Here is a 16,704-nt window from a genome sequence, read left to right as displayed (position 1 = left end):
AGTTTTGCCTATGCCACAAAACTACGGCCAAGTACTGTGGTCGGGAAGCTATACTTAAAAGTCTAAACGCGAGCGTAGATCTCGCCCAAAGACCGAGCTTCACCTTCGAGAGCAAAATTCTCCACCGTCGTCAGGCGTGCAGCCGCACTTCTGTGCTGGATGATCTCTGGATCGCTTAAGAAACCGTTGGTCGCTTCGACCATGGCATCGAGATTGTCACGGCCGATGATCGTGCCGGTTTCGCCTTCGCGCACCAGTTCGGGAAAGGCGCCGACATCTGTTGCGATGACAGGTACGCCCGTCGACATGGCTTCCAGAGGCGTGAGGCCAAACCCTTCCCAGCGTTGCGGAGCGATGAAGAGGTCAAGCGCGCGATACCATTCGTTGATATTGGTATGCTCTCCGACAAAGAGGATTCGGTCGGCAAGACCTGCGGCGCGCACCTTGTCCTTCAGACCGGTCTCGAAGTCTACATGCGGACCTGTCGCGCGTCCCGCGACAATCGCCGACCACTCCGGGTGGTCAGGCAGAACGCGGATCATCGTGTCGATGAAGAGATCGGTGCCCTTCTGGTGCCGTATCCGGCCGAAGCAACCGGCATATTTTCGCTGAGGATCGAGGCCGCGCGCGACCTTGGCCTCTGCCTTGTCAGCGGGCGGGGAGAAGCGATCGGTGTCGATCCCGTGCATGATCACGGTACTCGTCACCTCTAGATAGGTTGCCGTCTGGCTATTGGTGGCGATCACGCCATCCATTTTGGAAATCAGAAATTTGGTCCAGCCGGTGTGCTTGCGTTGCGAAGCGGAGGTGAAGACGATCTTCAGCTTCATGCGCAGGATGTCGCGCATGATGATGGCCGGTAGCATTTCTATATTTCGTCTCGCATGCCAGACGCGCGGTCTGTCACCCGGGCCGTTCTGCCACAGCCGCCAGAGATCGCGAAAGCGAACATAGGGCAGGCTGTCCGGCAGGCCGGGCCCGATCACGGCGATCTTCTGCCCTAGCCGGTTCTGCACCGGCACGAGCTGAATGATCGTCGATGTCACGCCCGAGAGCCTGCGCTTGAAGTTTGGCGCAAGGACGCGGACATCTCTCAGATCGACATGGGGCAAGTCTTGACGTCTCGGTCTATGGAGAAAGAGATTACAGTCTGTTCAAGGATTGCCGGTGGTCTGGCGATTGCAATTTGCACGCGACCAACGACGGTTCTTGGATAGGCTGTCAGTTCCAGTTGACGGACAGGATCTCATAGCCGCGCGAGCCGCCAGGTGCATTGACTTCAATGCTGTCACCCACTTCCTTGCCGATCAAGGCGCGGGCAATAGGGGAGGAAATCGAAATGCGGCCTTCCTTCACATCGGCTTCCTGGTCGCCAACGATCTGGTAGGTCTTTTCTTCATCGGTGTCTTCATCGATGAGCTTGACGGTGGCACCAAACTTGATCTTGGAACCGGACATCTTGGAGAGATCGATGATCTCGGCGCGGGCGGTCAAATCTTCGAGCTCGGAGATGCGACCTTCATTGTGGCTCTGCGCTTCCTTGGCGGCGTGATACTCGGCATTTTCCGACAGGTCGCCATGGGCGCGCGCTTCGGCGATCGCCTCGATGATACGCGGGCGCTCTTCCTGCTGACGCCAGCGAAGTTCTTCCTGCAACTTGACGTAACCGCCCTGAGTCATCGGTACTTTTTCTACCATCTTTTTATTCCTTCACATTCGCACCGCGGTAGTCGCAGACACAAAAAGAAACAGGTTCCGGAGCAAAACTTCGGAACCATGTCAAAATCACAATTTCCCCGACTATATCAGAAGACCGTCGTGAAATGCCAGCAAATTAAAAAGCCCGTTAAAAACGAGTATTTTCAACGCTCTGTCCTCGTGATTTGACTTTTGTTAACGGAACATATAGAGAACGTTTTATGAAGAAGTCAATCAAAGAGCGGCTTGCGGTTCTCTCCGACGCAGCGAAGTATGATGCCTCCTGTGCCTCTAGCGGGACGTCGAAACGCAACTCGGCGCAAAGCGGCGGGCTGGGTTCGACTGAGGGTTCCGGCATTTGCCATGCTTACGCGCCGGACGGTCGCTGTATCTCGCTGTTGAAAATCCTTCTCACCAATTTCTGCATCTATGATTGTGCCTATTGCATCAATCGGTCTTCCAGTAATGTCGAGCGCGCGCGTTTCACTGTGGAAGAGGTGGTGTGGCTGACGCTGGAATTTTACCGGCGGAACTACATCGAGGGTCTGTTCCTCTCTTCCGGCATCATCCGCTCCTCGGATCATACGATGGAAGAGCTGGTACGGGTGGCGAAGGAGTTGCGGGTCACCCATGGTTTCAGAGGCTACATTCATCTGAAATCCATCCCTGAAGCATCGCCGCATCTGATTGAAGAGGCGGGACTTTATGCCGATCGTCTTTCGATCAATATCGAGCTGCCCACCGATAGCGGGATTGGCAAATTCGCACCTGAAAAGCAGCCCGGCAATATTCGCCGTTCCATGGCCGATATCCGGTTGAAGATCGAAGAGGCGGGTGAGCCAACGCTGAAGACGAAGCGGGTCAAGACCTTTGCGCCGGCGGGGCAGAGCACGCAGATGATTGTCGGTGCCGATGGCGCGGATGACGGCACCATTCTCTCGACCAGCGCGCGGCTCTACGGCAGTTATGGGTTGCGGCGCGTCTATTACTCCGCCTTCAGCCCTATTCCAGATTCCTCCAAAAATCTGCCGCTGATCAAACCGCCCTTGATGCGGGAGCATAGGCTCTATCAGGCCGACTGGCTCTATCGCTTTTACGGCTTCGACATCGGCGAGATCACGTCGACACAGCAGAATGGAATGCTTGATCTCGATATCGATCCCAAGCTCGCCTGGGCGCTTGGTAACCGCCAGAAGTTTCCCGTTGATGTGAATACGGGCGACAAGGAGATGCTGCTGCGCGTGCCGGGCTTTGGTGTGAAGACGGTGAACGCCATCCTGTCCTCGCGCCGCTTCCGGCGGCTGCGTTTGGAAGATCTCGCCCGCTTCGGTGTGTCGCTCAAGAAGGTGAAGGCGTTCGTCGTGGCGGATGGCTGGACGCCGGGTAAGTTGACCGAGCGGCCCGACCTTCGTGCTATGTTCACGCCGCCGCCGGAACAGCTGTCGTTGCTGTGATGTATGCGGTGGAACTGGAGGGCAGGGGTGATTTTGGTGAGTGGCGCGATGCTGCCCGCTCGCTTCTTGGAGCGGGCGTGGCGCCGAGCAATGTGGATTGGCGGCTGAAAAGCGATCGCGGCTCGCTTCTCGATTTCGAGCATCAGGCGTCTTTACCAGTGGCGACGTCCCCCGCGCAGGTCACCGTTCCGTCTGCTTTCCTGCCATTGGCGGAAGCCATCATCTGTCACAGCGATCCCGCGCGTTTCTCGTTACTGTACCGGCTTTTGTGGCGTCTGCAGCATGATCGCGCGCTGTTGCAGATCAAGGCCGATCCGGATGTTCAAGCGGCCCGGCAGATGGAAAAGTCCGTCCGTCGCGACAGTCACAAGATGACCGCCTTCGTTCGCTTCAAGGAGGTGCCGGGCGACGGCCCGCAGGCGCGGCGCTGTTTTATTGCCTGGTTCGAGCCCGATCATTTCATCGTCGAGCGCAAGGCGCCGTTCTTCCAGCGACGCTTCAATGACATGGACTGGTTGATTGCAACACCGAAGGGCTCTGCGCGGTGGAATGGTCAGATGCTTCAGACATCACGCGAAGCGGCGGAGCGGCCGGATATTTCCGACGAGACGGATGAGTTGTGGCGCACCTATTATGCCAATATTTTCAATCCGGCGCGGCTTAAGATAAAAGCCATGACGGCGGAAATGCCGAAGAAATATTGGAAGAACCTGCCCGAGGCCGACCTCATTCCGGAGCTCGTCATTGGTGCGGAAGCGCGCGTGCTTGGCATGGCGGCGAAGGCCGCGACCGAACCGCAGATGTTCCACCATCGTATCCAGGCGGCGGCTGCGGCTAGGCCACAGGAAATCCTGCCGGATGCGAATACGCTTGCCGGTGTGAAGCGCGGAAGCGCAAGCGTGCCAGATGTGCCCGCTGCATTGCGCCGCGACGCAGACGGTGTTCGGCGACGGGCCGGAGAGGGCCAAGGTGATGGTCGTCGGCGAGCAGCCGGGCGATCATGAAGATCTGGCAGGGCGACCCTTCATCGGCCCAGCAGGGCGGGTATTCGATCAGGCTCTGGCGGAAACGGGAATCGAGCGGAAATCGCTCTATGTGACGAATGCGGTCAAGCATTTCAAATATGAGGCGCGGGGCAAGAAGCGCATCCATCAAAGGCCGAACGCAGGCGAGGTCGAGCGCTGCCGCTGGTGGCTGACACGGGAGATCGATCTCGTTCAACCCAAGCTCATCGTCGCCATGGGTGCGACAGCGGTTTACGCTTTGACAGGGATGAAACAGACGCTTTCCAGCCTTCGCAGCCGCCCTATCGCAATGGACAATTCGCGCATCTTGTTTGCTACGGTTCACCCCTCCTATCTGCTTAGAATCCCCGACGTCGCACGACAGGCGCAGGAGCGGGCGCTTTTCGTCGAAGATTTGCGTGCCATCCGGCGGCTGTCCGAAGTGTGACGTGAGGCTCAGCTGCGTGCGGTCTTCTCCTTGGCAGTACAGCAGCTTGCCGTCTTCGAAAATTCGCTGCCTCTAAACATTAAAAGCCGTTCATGAAGTATTTGTAATGAGACTATTTGCAGAATGGCGCGTTTAATAAGCATCAACATCCAACGGTGGTTGGGATGTTGTATGTGGAAGTAAAAAAAGGATTTGTATCATGTTTATTCGTCGTAATCTTGCTGTTATTCTTGTTGCCGGTACTATGCTCGGCGGAATTGCTTACACTGCCGAAGCTGCATCGACAACTGCAGCGCAGACGGAAACCAAGGGTGCCGTTGTTCCGAATAAGGCCATCGATAAGGATGTTGGACGTCTCTCTCAGGATGGCGCACAGGCTTTGGCCGACATTCAGGCAACACGCCTAGCAATCTTCAATGCCAAGCCGGATGAGGCGAAGACCTTCATCAATAAGGCCAAGGACGAGTTGCAGAAGGCCTCCAAGGATGAAGCCGTCTTCATGAAGGCGGAGGCGGATCTGACGAAACCAACCAAGGCACCGGCGGCTGGTGAAGCGACTGCGGATGCAAAGACTGCATCGGCGACGCCCATCCAATGGCTGCCAGTCGACTCGCAGTTGACGCTTGGTGAAGACTTCAAGGCAACGCCTGAAAAAGTTGCGGCCATCACCGAAGCGAACAAGAGCCTGAAGACCTCCGATCGTCAGGGCGCCCTTGAAAAGCTCGCTGTCGCGGATGTCGATGTCGAGTTCATCACCGCCGCTCTCCCGCTCAACCAGACGGTCACCGATGTTGGCAAGGCTGCCGACCTGATCAACCAGGGCAAGTTCTATGAAGCCAATGCGGTGCTGAAGGATGTGACGGATAACGCGATGCTCAACATCGTGGATATCTACGGTCAGCCTTACAAAGCAAAGGCAGAAAAGGTTGCCAATGCAGCAGTAGTCAAGCCGTCGGCAGACAAGACCGCTGCTCCAAAGGGCTAATCGCCCTTCCACATACCGCAACGAAAATGGCCTCCCCATTTGGGGAGGCCTTTGTTTTGGAACGCTCTTTCGTTCAATTCTTCGCCGTTTCTCAGAAGTAGCTCTGCAGCGGCTTCACTTCGAGGTTGCCGGCCTTCAGTGCCTTGATGGCAAGGGCTGCGGCTTCCGCACCGGCCATGGTGGTGTAGTAGGGCACCTTCTGCATCAGCGTTGCGCGGCGCAACGACTTGGAGTCGGAGATCGCCTTGTTGCTGTCGGTGGTGTTGATCACCAGCTGAACCTGACGGTTGCGGATACCATCCTCAATGTGCGGACGACCTTCCTGCACCTTGTTGATCTTCTCGGCGGCAATACCCTGTTCGGCGAGGAAACGCTGCGTGCCGCCGGTTGCCAGAACCTTGAAGCCTGCTTCCACCAGAATGCGGATCGCCGGCAGAACGCCTTCCTTGTCCTGATCGCGGACCGAGACGAACACCGTGCCGGAGCGCGGCAGGTCGACGCCAGCACCCAACTGCGACTTGGCGAATGCCAGCGCGAAATCGGTGTCGAGGCCGATGACTTCGCCGGTGGAGCGCATTTCCGGCCCGAGCAGAATATCGACGCCGGGGAAGCGGGCGAATGGGAAGACGGCCTCCTTGACGGCGATGTGCTTCAGGTTGCGCGGATCGGGCTTTTCGCCATAGGCGGCAATTGCCTGGTCGAGCTTCTCACCTGCCATGACGCGGGCTGCGATCTTGGCGATCGGCGCACCGATGGTCTTGGCAACGAAGGGCACGGTACGCGACGCGCGCGGGTTGACTTCCAGCACATAGATGGTGCCGTCCTTGATGGCATATTGCACGTTCATCAGACCGCCGACCTTCAGCGCCTTGGCAAGGGCTGCCGTCTGGCGTTCCAGTTCATCCAGCGTTTCCTTGGAAAGCGAGCGGGCTGGCAGCGAGCAGGCCGAGTCGCCGGAGTGGATGCCGGCTTCTTCGATGTGCTCCATGATACCGGATACGAAGACGCTTTCGCCGTCGCACAGCGCATCCACATCCACTTCGACAGCATTGGTCAGGTAGCTATCAAAAAGCAGCGGGTTCTTGCCAAGCAGCGTGTTGATTTGGCCGGTCTTGTCGTTCGGGTAGCGCTGCTTGATGTCTTCCGGCACGAGGCCCGGAACGGTGTCAAGCAGGTAGGTCTGCAACTGGCCTTCCGAATGGATGATCTGCATGGCGCGGCCACCGAGAACGTAGGACGGGCGAACGACCAGCGGGAAGCCGATTTCGGAGGCGACGAGACGTGCCTGTTCGACCGAGTAGGCGATACCGTTGTTCGGCTGCGCCAGATCGAGCTTCATCAGCAGCTTCTGGAAGCGGTCACGGTCTTCGGCAAGGTCGATCATGTCCGGTGCAGTGCCGAGGATCGGAATGCCGTTCTTTTCCAGCGCTTCGGCAAGCTTCAGCGGTGTCTGACCACCGAACTGCACGATGACGCCGACAAGTTCGCCCTTTTCCTGCTCCGCGCGCATGATCTCGATCACGTCTTCGGCGGTGAGAGGCTCGAAATAGAGGCGGTCGGAGGTGTCGTAGTCGGTGGAAACCGTCTCCGGGTTGCAGTTGATCATGATCGCTTCGAAGCCCGCATCCTTCAGCGCGAAGGCGGCGTGGCAGCAGCAGTAGTCGAACTCGATGCCCTGGCCGATACGGTTCGGACCGCCGCCGAGGATCACGACCTTCTTGCGGTCGGAGACTTGTGCTTCGGAGCGCAGTGCGCCGACGAAAGGCATCTCATAGGTGGAGTACATATAGGCGGTCGGAGAGGCGAACTCGGCAGCGCAGGTATCGATGCGCTTGAAGACCGGGCGCACATTCAGGCTGTTACGCAGCTCGGCCACTTCCTTCGGGCGCTTGCCGGTCAGAGAGGCGAGGCGGGCATCGGAGAAGCCCATGGCCTTCAGCATGCGCAGGTTTTCGGCGTCGGTCGGCAGACCGTGTTCGCGGATACGCGCTTCCATATCGACGATCGCCTTGAACTGGGCGATGAACCATGGATCGATCTTGGAGTTCTCGTGCACTTCGGCTTCGGACATGCCCGTGCGCAGTGCTTGGGCAACCATGCGCAGGCGATCCGGCGTCGGCGTGCCTATGGCAGCGCGGATGGCGTTCTTGGAGCCTTCGCCTTCTTCGTAACCGGGGATTTCGATCTCATCGAGACCGGTGAGGCCGGTTTCCATGCCGCGCAGCGCCTTCTGCAGCGATTCGGCGAAGGTGCGGCCAATTGCCATGACTTCACCGACCGACTTCATGGCGGTGGTGAGGATCGGCGAAGCGCCGGGGAATTTTTCGAAGGCAAAGCGCGGGATCTTCGTCACGACATAGTCGATGGACGGTTCGAAGGAGGCAGGCGTTGCGCCTCCCGTGATGTCATTGTCGAGTTCGTCCAGCGTGTAGCCGATGGCAAGCTTGGCCGCGACCTTGGCGATCGGGAAGCCGGTTGCCTTGGAGGCGAGCGCCGACGAGCGCGACACGCGCGGGTTCATTTCGATGACGACGAGGCGGCCGTCCTTCGGATTGACGGCGAACTGGACGTTCGAGCCGCCGGTTTCGACGCCGATCTCACGCAGAACCGCAATCGAGGCATTGCGCATGATCTGGTATTCTTTGTCCGTCAGCGTCAGCGCCGGAGCAACGGTGATGGAGTCGCCGGTGTGGACGCCCATCGGGTCGATGTTTTCGATGGAGCAGATGATGATGCAGTTGTCCGCCTTGTCGCGGACGACTTCCATTTCATATTCCTTCCAGCCGAGAACCGACTCTTCGACCAGAACTTCCGTCGTCGGCGAGGCATCGAGACCACCAGAGACGATATCGAAGAACTCCGAGCGGTTATAGGCAATGCCGCCGCCGGTGCCGCCAAGCGTAAAGGAAGGGCGAATGATGGCTGGCAGGCCGACATGGTCGATCGCCTGGGCAGCGATTGCCATGGCATGCGCCATGTAGCGCTGCTTGCGGTCGGTTTCGCCGAGGTTCCACTGGTTTTCCAGCTCGTCGAGGGCCTTGTCCAACTCTGCGCCGGACAGCTTGCTCTTCAGTTCTGCGCGGGCCGCTTCATGCTTCTTGCGGTCGGCATCCTTGATCTCGGTGGCATTGGCCAGCATCGAGCGCGGGGTTTCCAGACCAATCTTCGCCATGGCTTCGCGGAAGAGGGCGCGATCTTCGGCCTTATCGATGGCTTCGGGCTTCGCGCCGATCATCTCGACATTGTAGCGGTCGAGCACGCCCATGCGCTTCAAGGAGAGGGCCGTGTTCAGCGCGGTCTGGCCGCCCATGGTGGGCAGCAGCGCATCGGGACGTTCCTTGGCAATGATCTTGGCAACCACTTCCGGCGTGATCGGTTCGACGTAAGTCGCGTCCGCAAGGCCGGGGTCGGTCATGATGGTGGCAGGGTTGGAGTTGACCAGGATCACCCGGTAACCTTCTTCCTTCAGCGCCTTACAGGCCTGTGTGCCGGAATAGTCGAATTCGCATGCCTGACCGATGACGATCGGTCCCGCGCCAATGATGAGGATGGACTTGATATCTTGGCGCTTTGGCATGGCTCTCGTTCCGCTTTCGTGTTGCGCAAAAAACGGCCATGGTGAAACTTCACCGGCCGGGGCGCGCAATTCCAAATGTTTTCAGGCTAGAAGCGGCTTATAGGCAAATGTTTTGGCGAACGGAACCCCGAATCTTCGCTTTCCGACAGGAAAGTTCGCTTGTCGCAAAAGGATCATGCCGGGTGATCCTGAGCGCACTGTCAAACGTAAGCATCTTCAAGCGCTTAAATCGTCGCCTCCAACCGGATGCAGGATAATCATGATCATCGTTCATTACCTGGAAAACTCCCGCGCGCATCGCATTCTGTGGCTTCTGGAAGAGCTTGGGCTGCCTTACGAAGTCAAGACCTACAAGCGTGGGGCGGATATGCGCGCGCCGAAAAGTCTGAAGCAGGTGCATCCTCTCGGAAAATCTCCGGTGATCGAGGATCAGGGTACGGTCTATGCAGAAAGCGGCGCGATCATCGAATATCTTCTCGACACCTATGGCGGGGGCAAGTTCCGCCCGGAGAAGGGTATGGATACCTATCGGCGCTACCTCTATTGGCTGCATTATGCCGAAGGCTCGGCCATGCCGCTTCTCTTGCTCAAGCTTCTGTTCTCACGCCTTCCGAGCCAGATGCCGTTTTTCATGCGGCCCGTTGCGGGTCTGATCTCGAAGGGGGTCTCGGAAAAACTCATCGATCCGCAACTGATCGACCACGTGGCATATTGGGAGGCTGAACTTTCCAGGCAAGGCTATTTCGCCGGCGACACGTTGACCGGTGCGGACATCGCCATGAGCTTTCCGGTCGAGGCGGCCATGAGCCGTGCGGACGGTGTTGGGGAAACGCAAGCGATCAGACGTTTCCTCGACGCCATCCGCGCAAGGCCCGCCTATCAGCGCGCGCTAGAGAAAGGCGGAGCCTATATCTACGCTCGCAGCTGATGCTGGTACTCCTCTTGCGGGAACGCTTTGCGGCAATTAGCGTTTAGCGCAAGCATATTGAAGGGGAGATTGTCATGCAGTGGAGAGGGCGCCGCCAGTCGGACAACATCGAAGATAGACGCGGCATGTCGACCGGCGGCATGGGCGGCGGCGGCGGTTTTCGCCTACCGACCGGCGGTCGCGGGGGTGGTATCGGTATCGGCGGTCTCGTCGTTATTCTGCTGATCAGTTGGGCGCTCGGCATCAATCCGCTCACACTGCTTTCCGGCGGTGATATGTATTCGGATAGCGGCAGTCAGCAACAACAGCAGACGGGCACGCGTCCGCAAGGCCAATCCAGCGATGAGACGACCGCGTTCGTCCGCACCATTCTGGCTGAGACAGAAGATACCTGGGGCAAGATCTTCCAGGCGTCCGGCGAGACTTACCAGAAGCCGACGCTGGTCCTGTTCTCCGGCCAGGTTCGCTCGGCCTGCGGTAACGCAACCTCCGCTTCAGGTCCGTTCTATTGCCCGGTGGATCGCAAGGTCTACCTGGACACTGACTTCTTCCGCGAGCTTTCGCAGCGCTTCGGCGCCTCCGGGGACTTTGCCCAGGCCTATGTGATTGCGCATGAGGTGGGCCATCACGTGCAGAACCTCACGGGCGTGCTTCCGGAATTCAACCAGCGTCGCCAGTCCATGAGCGAGAGCCAGGCCAATGCGCTTTCGGTGAAAGTGGAGTTGCAGGCCGATTGCTATGCCGGCATCTGGGGCAAGTCCACCCAACAGAAAGGCATTCTCGAAGCTGGCGATCTGGAAGAGGCGCTGAACGCCGCCCATCAGATCGGTGACGATACGCTGCAGAAGAAGACGCAGGGTTATGTCGTGCCTGACAGCTTCAATCACGGCACGTCTGCTCAGCGCGTGGAATGGTTCCGCCGTGGGTTTGAGAGCGGCCGGGTTGAGGACTGCGATACGTTCTCGGCAGATATCTGATCGATATCAAGTCTCGCCGTCATCCTCGCCTTAAGGGCGAGGATGACGGTTGGAGGTGATGAGATAGACCCTCAGCTGGCCAGCTTTCGGGAGAAAGGTTCCCGCTCTCCACCGTCCAACTTTTCCCAAGTCCCACCATTCCCATAGCGCCAGGCAAGCTGGCCTTGATCGTCGATGGTGATCAGTGCGAGCCAGCCCTTGTCGAAGAGCGCGCGTACCTGCGGATGCCGATGCAGGATGTCGGTGATCGCCTCCTTCGGGGCCTCGACGGCGACGGTGAGCCGCAGCGGCTCGTGGACGAGGTTTTCACCATCATGCACCGACTGCCAGGGCAGGCCAGCCCGCAGGTTTCCGCCATTCCCTTCAACGACGCCGATGCCGCCGACGACATTGTGCAGCAGCTTGTTGCCAGCGCCGAAGAGGGAGGGTGCCATGGCCGAGCCGAAATATTGCAGGCTGATCCAGCTTGCGACGACCACAGGTGCCGTCAGGATCAGTTCGAGGATATTGAAACCCTCATCCTTCTGCCAGACGTAGTCATGGAGAAAGGCCTGACCTTCGAGCGACCGTCCGGCTGTGCGCGAGCGTGGGGCCGCGATGAAAGCACGGCATCCGGCAAGGCCGAGTTCAGGCCGGGTTTCGGACCAGTCGCGAGCGCGGGCAAGCAAGGTCTTGCCCGTCGCCTGTGGCAAACGCTGCGCCCGCTCGGCTCTGGTCAGTCGACCGGCGTCGGCCAGCCACCGGCGGATTTGTGCCAGATCCTTGTGAGCGACATCACGGTCCAGATCGTCATCGAAGAGTGTTACGCGGTCCGTGGTGGTATCGTGCAGACCGGCGATGAAGAGGGTGTCAGCCGGAATTTGGATGCCTTTCTCCGAAAGCGCTTCGCGCACGGCCCGGTCGTTGATCAGATCCGCAAGCAGCCGCGCATTGACATCGCCCGCATGGCCGCCACAGGCGCCGCAGTGAAGGGCGCTGGCATAGGGGTTGTTGACGACATTGGCGCCGTGGCCGCAGATCAGCACGAAGCGGGCGAACCCCTCCGTGAGCGACATGGCTCTCAGCACTTTTTCGGCGATGGCAGTTCTCGTTTCCAGATCGAGGCCTGGGGCGAAACGCGGCTTCATCTTGTCTGGCGCGTTGCTCTTGGTCAAGCGCAAGCCGTCCCGCAGCAGCTTGCCAGCATAGACCGGCCCCATCGCCTCGACGAAGGCAAATGAGGAGACAGCGGCGAGCTTGAACCGGCCCCAGGCGCGGATGGCGCGTGCTCCAAACCGAGCCTTCTGGTCAGCCTTCTTGTTGTCATCGACGGCGCTGCAACTGAAGACCGACGGCTTCAGCAGGACAGGCAGCCGGTGTTCGGCCACATCGGAGGCAAAGCCGTGATGGCTTGTGCCAAGGCCGAAGAAGCCGGCAAAGCCCAGAGTGCGAACGGACGAGTCCATGCTTTCAAGTGCCCGCCGGAAGACTTCGGACCGGACATCGATGCAGAAGGCTGCCTGTAGCATGGGCCGCTGGTCTGTCTCCGTGACGGGCGTATGGGCGGCGAGCGCGGATGCGAGCTTCCTCTGTGCCGCGTGTTCGGCGGCAAATCGCAGGATGCTGTCGATCTGGATGTCGCGATTGGCGATAACGGGCTCGACATGGGCGTTGCGGACCTTGCGCCATTCCGCCTCGATATCTGCCTTGTGCCGCAGGTAAAGCGCTTCCTCGAAGATCAGCCGGATTGCGAGAAGCTCAAGCGCTGTTGTGTCTTCCCCGCCCTCTACTTCAGCCTTGAACTGGATGTGGCGGGCATATTGCGCCCAGCCGCCCAGCGTCAGCAGGAGCTGGTGGAAATAGGTTCCCGGCTCTGCGCCAAGCCCAAGCGAAACGCAAGCCCGCTCAATCGCGGCTTGCGGTGTTTCGGGAGTGTCAGACACATGGATGCCAAAGCCCCTGAGACCAAGGATTTCCGGGGTGAGGTCGTGGGTGGCGAAGGCACGCCAGGCGGTATAGAGGCCGTTGCGTCTCGATGCAGCCCACAGTGCCTGGCCCTGATCGAAGAAGCCGGCCGCAAAGGTGCCGATCCGATCTGAGATGAGGCCCGGCCAATCCTTGCCTGTCGCCTGCGACGCGATATCCGCGACCGTTGGCAAAGCCCTGACCTCTGATGCTTCGTCCGACAGGGATTCCTTGAGCGCGACGAGATCGATGCTGGCATCCAAACCGTTCGATTGGAGGGCTGCGAGGATGTCCTCGTCGGTGATTTCGCCCTCGGCGATCTTTTCGGCAAAGTGCTTGCGGGGTAGAGCAAGCCGCACTCCGCCGATGCGGGCGAGGAGAGCCGCGGTCTTGTCGAAGGTCTCATGCACCTGGCCGAGAAATGGGTTGACGGCGACGGTTGCCGTCAAGGGCCAGGCTGGCGGTATAGCCCGCACCGCTTGATCTGCGGCTTTCGCCAAAGCCTCACCGTGAAGCGTATCGACTGGGGTCGTGTTGGTCATGAGGCTTACTCCTTCACGGAAGCAGAGGTTGCGGTGGCAGAGGCGGGAAGTTTCCAGCCGCCGAGCTGGCGATCGAAGAGGGCGTTGACGTAAAGTCCGTTGACGAGGTGGACGCGAAGACCCGCCGCTGCCGGATGATAGGCCCAGAGGGGGAAGAGCGATTGGGCGATTGCCACAAGACCGAAGGTGACGACGGCGAGCAGCATCAGCGTCCATTCCAGCGGGCCGGGCTGTGGTGGAGGCGGAAGCGTGCCGTGCATCAGCGCGTCAGCAATTTTCTGCAGGGCGAAATAGGCTGTTGCGGCCAGGACGGCGTAGAGCGAGGTGCGCCAGGTGAGCGCCCACGGAGCGGCATCTGCCAGACCCTGGGCGATCAGATAGGCGACGCCGAAGATCAGGATTGCACCGAGTGCCAGCGCCTGCGGTGATTTGTCGGCAAAGCCGAAGAGGAGACCAATCACCGCGTAGATGGCGAGAGCCAACAGGAAGGCGCGCGTGACCGCCTTTGCATTGGGAATGGTGATCGGGCCGGGACGCCGGATCGAGGCGACGGTTTCGATTGCCGAGCCGGACGACAGAAACGCATGGGCCTTGTAGAGGGAGTGCGCGACGATGTGCAGCAGTGCGATTGGGAAGAGCGCCAGGCCGCATTGCAGGATCATGAAGCCCATCTGCGCTACCGTCGACCAGGCGAGCGACGTCTTTACCGAGGATTGGGTCAGCATCACCACGCTGCCGAAGATCGCGGTAAAGCCACCGACCGTGACCAGAACCGCAAGCACGATGGGTGCCTGGAGCATGACATCGGCGAAGCGGATGAGGAGGAAGCCGCCAGCGTTCACGACGCCCGCGTGGAGGAGCGCGGAAACGGGCGTGGGCGTCTCCATGACCTCCGTCAGCCAACCATGAGTGGGAAACTGTGCGGACTTCAGCAGGGCAGCGACTGCAAGGAGTGCAGCGGCAGCAACTGTCAGCGGCAGGCCTTGTCCCTGCTGTGCGGCAAGAAGGATGGTGGCGATGTCACCCGTCTTGAAGGCGATGGCAAGCAGGATAACGGCGCCGATCAGTGCCATATCGCCAAGCCGCGAGACAAAGAACTTCTTGCGGGCCGCGCGCCTGGCAGCAACCCGCTCAGGATAGAAGACCAGCAATTTGTGAAGCAGAAGACTTGCCGCGCACCAGCCGATGACGAGTTGCAGCAATGTGCCGGATTGAACGAGCAGCAGAACCGCTGCAAGCGTCGCCGTCATCCAGCCGGTGAAGGGTCCTTGCCGCGCTTCGCCGTCGAGAAAGGTCCCGGCATAACGCAGCACGACCCAGCCGATGAAGGAGACGAGCAGAAGCATCACCAAGCTGACGAGGTCGAGCCTCGAGGCGAGCGCAATATAGCCGTAGCCGAACGCCGGGCTGGTGCCAGGTCCGTGGAGAGCGAGGACAAGGCCTGAGAGGAGCGCGATGAGAATGGACGCAAGGGCGGCGAGTTCGGCGACGCGGATCGCCGCACGGGGCCGAAGACCCGGTGCCTTAAAGGCGTTGTATGAAGCATAGGCGAGAAGGAGGGGCGCGAGGAGCGGTAGAGCATAGATCACGGGAGTTCTCCGGTCTGTGGCTGCTGCGGGAGAATGAGCAGCGGCGTGTGACAGACGAAGTAGCAGGAACTGGAGCCGCATAAAAATTCATTGTTTCGCGCAAAACGTTCTATAAAATAGAACGATGTCCGATCTCAATTATCATCATCTTCGCTATTTTCGCGCGGTCGCTCACGACGGCAATCTGACGCGTGCGGCCGAACGGCTGAACCTGTCGCAGTCGGCATTGTCCATTCAGATCAAGCAGTTGGAGGAGCGACTCGGTCATGCGCTCTTCGAGCGGCGAGGGCGGCAGCTTTACCTGACGGAGGCGGGGCGCATTGCGCTTGACCGCGCCGATACAATCTTTGCTGCCGGTGAAGAACTGATCGAGACGCTGAAGGAAACGGGGCGAAGCCGCCGCGCCATCCGTATCGGCGCAATGGCGACGCTGTCACGCAACTTCCAGATCGAGTTTCTGCGGCCGATCCTGGGGCGTTCGGATGTCGATATGATTCTCCGTTCGGGCAGCACAAGCGAGCTGTTGGGCGCGCTGGAAACGCTGAACCTCGATATCGTTCTTCTCAACCAGCCGCCGATGGCGGATTCCGTGACACCCTTCATCGCCCAACATATTTATCAGCAACGGGTCAGCCTCGTCGGCAGGCCATCCTTCGGCAAGCCGGGTGCGACGCTCGCCGATCTTTTGTCCGAACATCCGGTGATCCTGCCGACACTCGAAAGCGGCGTGCGTGCTCAGTTCGAGGCCTTGACAGCGCGGCTTGGCCTCAGCCCCCAGATTGCGGCGGAAGTCGATGACATGGCGATGATGCGTCTTCTGGCACGCGAGGGAGCAGGGCTTGCGGTCCTGCCACCGATCGTCGTCAAAGGAGAACTGGAGGCAGGAACGCTGGTGGAGTTCGACGCGCTGCCGGGCATGGTCGAATCCTTCTACGCCGTGACGATCAAGCGCCGTTTCCCCAACCCGCTGTTGAAGCCGCTTCTGCAGGGTGAAGCTTAAGCGATCAGCAAAGCGGTGACGAACATGCCAAGAGCGAAGATCGTGTGGGCAACGAGGTTGAGCGCGCGCACCTTGTTGGGGTTCGGTGTCTTGGAGGCAGCCCAGCCGATGCCGATGCCGGGTTGCAGCAGGAACCAGCCTGCGCCGACCGTGACGATGCCGACGATGAAGGGCAAGAGGAATGTGGGGGCTGCGAACCAGCCGGTGGGCACGATGAGCGCAAGGAGAATGCCGTAGAGGATACCCACGGCATAATGGGCGATCCAGCCGATCGCGACTTCGTTGGCGTGCGGCTCAGCCGTCGCAATGCTGTCGTGGAAGACCTTGCCTTTGGGCAGATGCCAGAACCAGCGGCCCACGGGCCCCCAATTGGCGGCCGGTTGGCTGAAGGCGCGGTGCAGGATAATCGCCCAGACATCCATGAAAATTGTGCCGCCGATCCCCATCGCCGTGCCGCGCCAGAGAATTTCCCACATCCGTGTTGCCTCCCGAATCGTGATTTAGAAATCATGTCTCGCGCCTGAGGGGGTGGCAAGGGCAGGGAGGCTCTCCCGTGTC

11 protein-coding genes and 1 pseudogene are annotated in these 16,704 nt (G+C 59.7%); 6 read left to right on the top strand and 6 right to left on the bottom strand.

What is annotated here, in order from left to right; all coding sequences use genetic code 11:
* Positions 1-62 precede the first annotated feature (62 nt).
* A complete protein-coding gene (locus tag QE435_RS23300; protein ID WP_349042804.1) occupies positions 63-1,112 on the bottom strand; it encodes a glycosyltransferase family 4 protein in 1,050 nt (349 codons plus the stop codon).
* 109 nt (positions 1,113-1,221) lie between these two features.
* Positions 1,222-1,698 (bottom strand): transcription elongation factor GreA, encoded by a 477-nt coding sequence (gene greA, locus QE435_RS23295; RefSeq protein WP_062426441.1) that lies wholly within the window; start codon positions 1,696-1,698, stop codon positions 1,222-1,224.
* A gap of 221 nt (positions 1,699-1,919) precedes the next feature.
* Here greA and QE435_RS23290 point away from each other — a divergent pair, with 221 nt between their 5' ends.
* The 3 genes and pseudogenes from QE435_RS23290 (at position 1,920) to QE435_RS23280 (ending at position 5,589) form a co-directional block, all read left to right on the top strand.
* Complete coding sequence (locus tag QE435_RS23290; protein ID WP_349042803.1) at positions 1,920-3,152, top strand: putative DNA modification/repair radical SAM protein; 1,233 nt, start codon at positions 1,920-1,922, stop codon at positions 3,150-3,152.
* Positions 3,152-4,604 (top strand): annotated as a pseudogene (locus QE435_RS23285) (UdgX family uracil-DNA binding protein). Before QE435_RS23290 ends, QE435_RS23285 begins: the two are co-directional and overlap by 1 nt.
* Before the next feature lie 199 nt (positions 4,605-4,803).
* Entirely contained in the window at positions 4,804-5,589 is a 786-nt protein-coding gene (locus QE435_RS23280; protein ID WP_349042802.1) for a YfdX family protein, read from the top strand.
* 91 nt (positions 5,590-5,680) lie between these two features.
* Here QE435_RS23280 and carB read toward each other — a convergent pair whose 3' ends face one another.
* Positions 5,681-9,166 (bottom strand): carbamoyl-phosphate synthase large subunit, encoded by a 3,486-nt coding sequence (gene carB, locus QE435_RS23275; RefSeq protein WP_349042801.1) that lies wholly within the window; start codon positions 9,164-9,166, stop codon positions 5,681-5,683.
* A 259-nt stretch (positions 9,167-9,425) separates the two neighbouring features.
* Between carB and QE435_RS23270 the strand changes: the two genes are divergently transcribed.
* A complete protein-coding gene (locus tag QE435_RS23270) occupies positions 9,426-10,094 on the top strand; it encodes a glutathione S-transferase (RefSeq protein WP_349042800.1) in 669 nt (222 codons plus the stop codon).
* A 74-nt stretch (positions 10,095-10,168) separates the two neighbouring features.
* Positions 10,169-11,071: a neutral zinc metallopeptidase gene (locus QE435_RS23265; RefSeq protein WP_309771406.1), complete on the top strand. Its 903-nt coding sequence runs from the start codon at positions 10,169-10,171 to the stop codon at positions 11,069-11,071.
* Positions 11,072-11,142: 71 nt separating this feature from the next.
* Here QE435_RS23265 and QE435_RS23260 read toward each other — a convergent pair whose 3' ends face one another.
* Both QE435_RS23260 and QE435_RS23255 read right to left on the bottom strand, forming a co-directional pair.
* Entirely contained in the window at positions 11,143-13,557 is a 2,415-nt protein-coding gene (locus QE435_RS23260) for a DUF2309 domain-containing protein (RefSeq protein WP_349042799.1), read from the bottom strand.
* A 5-nt stretch (positions 13,558-13,562) separates the two neighbouring features.
* Positions 13,563-15,146, bottom strand: coding sequence for a proton-conducting transporter membrane subunit (locus QE435_RS23255; RefSeq protein WP_349042798.1), 1,584 nt, complete (start codon positions 15,144-15,146; stop codon positions 13,563-13,565).
* Positions 15,147-15,270: 124 nt separating this feature from the next.
* Between QE435_RS23255 and QE435_RS23250 the strand changes: the two genes are divergently transcribed.
* Positions 15,271-16,146, top strand: coding sequence for a LysR family transcriptional regulator (locus QE435_RS23250; RefSeq protein ID WP_349042797.1), 876 nt, complete (start codon positions 15,271-15,273; stop codon positions 16,144-16,146).
* Here QE435_RS23250 and QE435_RS23245 read toward each other — a convergent pair.
* Positions 16,143-16,622, bottom strand: coding sequence for a DUF2938 domain-containing protein (locus QE435_RS23245; protein ID WP_349042796.1), 480 nt, complete (start codon positions 16,620-16,622; stop codon positions 16,143-16,145). The genes QE435_RS23250 and QE435_RS23245 overlap by 4 nt on opposite strands.
* Positions 16,623-16,704 lie beyond the last annotated feature (82 nt).

The sequence above is a fragment of the Agrobacterium sp. SORGH_AS 787 genome, assembly GCF_030819035.1.
Lineage (GTDB): Bacteria > Pseudomonadota > Alphaproteobacteria > Rhizobiales > Rhizobiaceae > Agrobacterium > Agrobacterium larrymoorei_B.
Note: the sequence above shows the minus strand (reverse complement) of the source record. Positions and strands in the feature narration are given on the sequence as shown.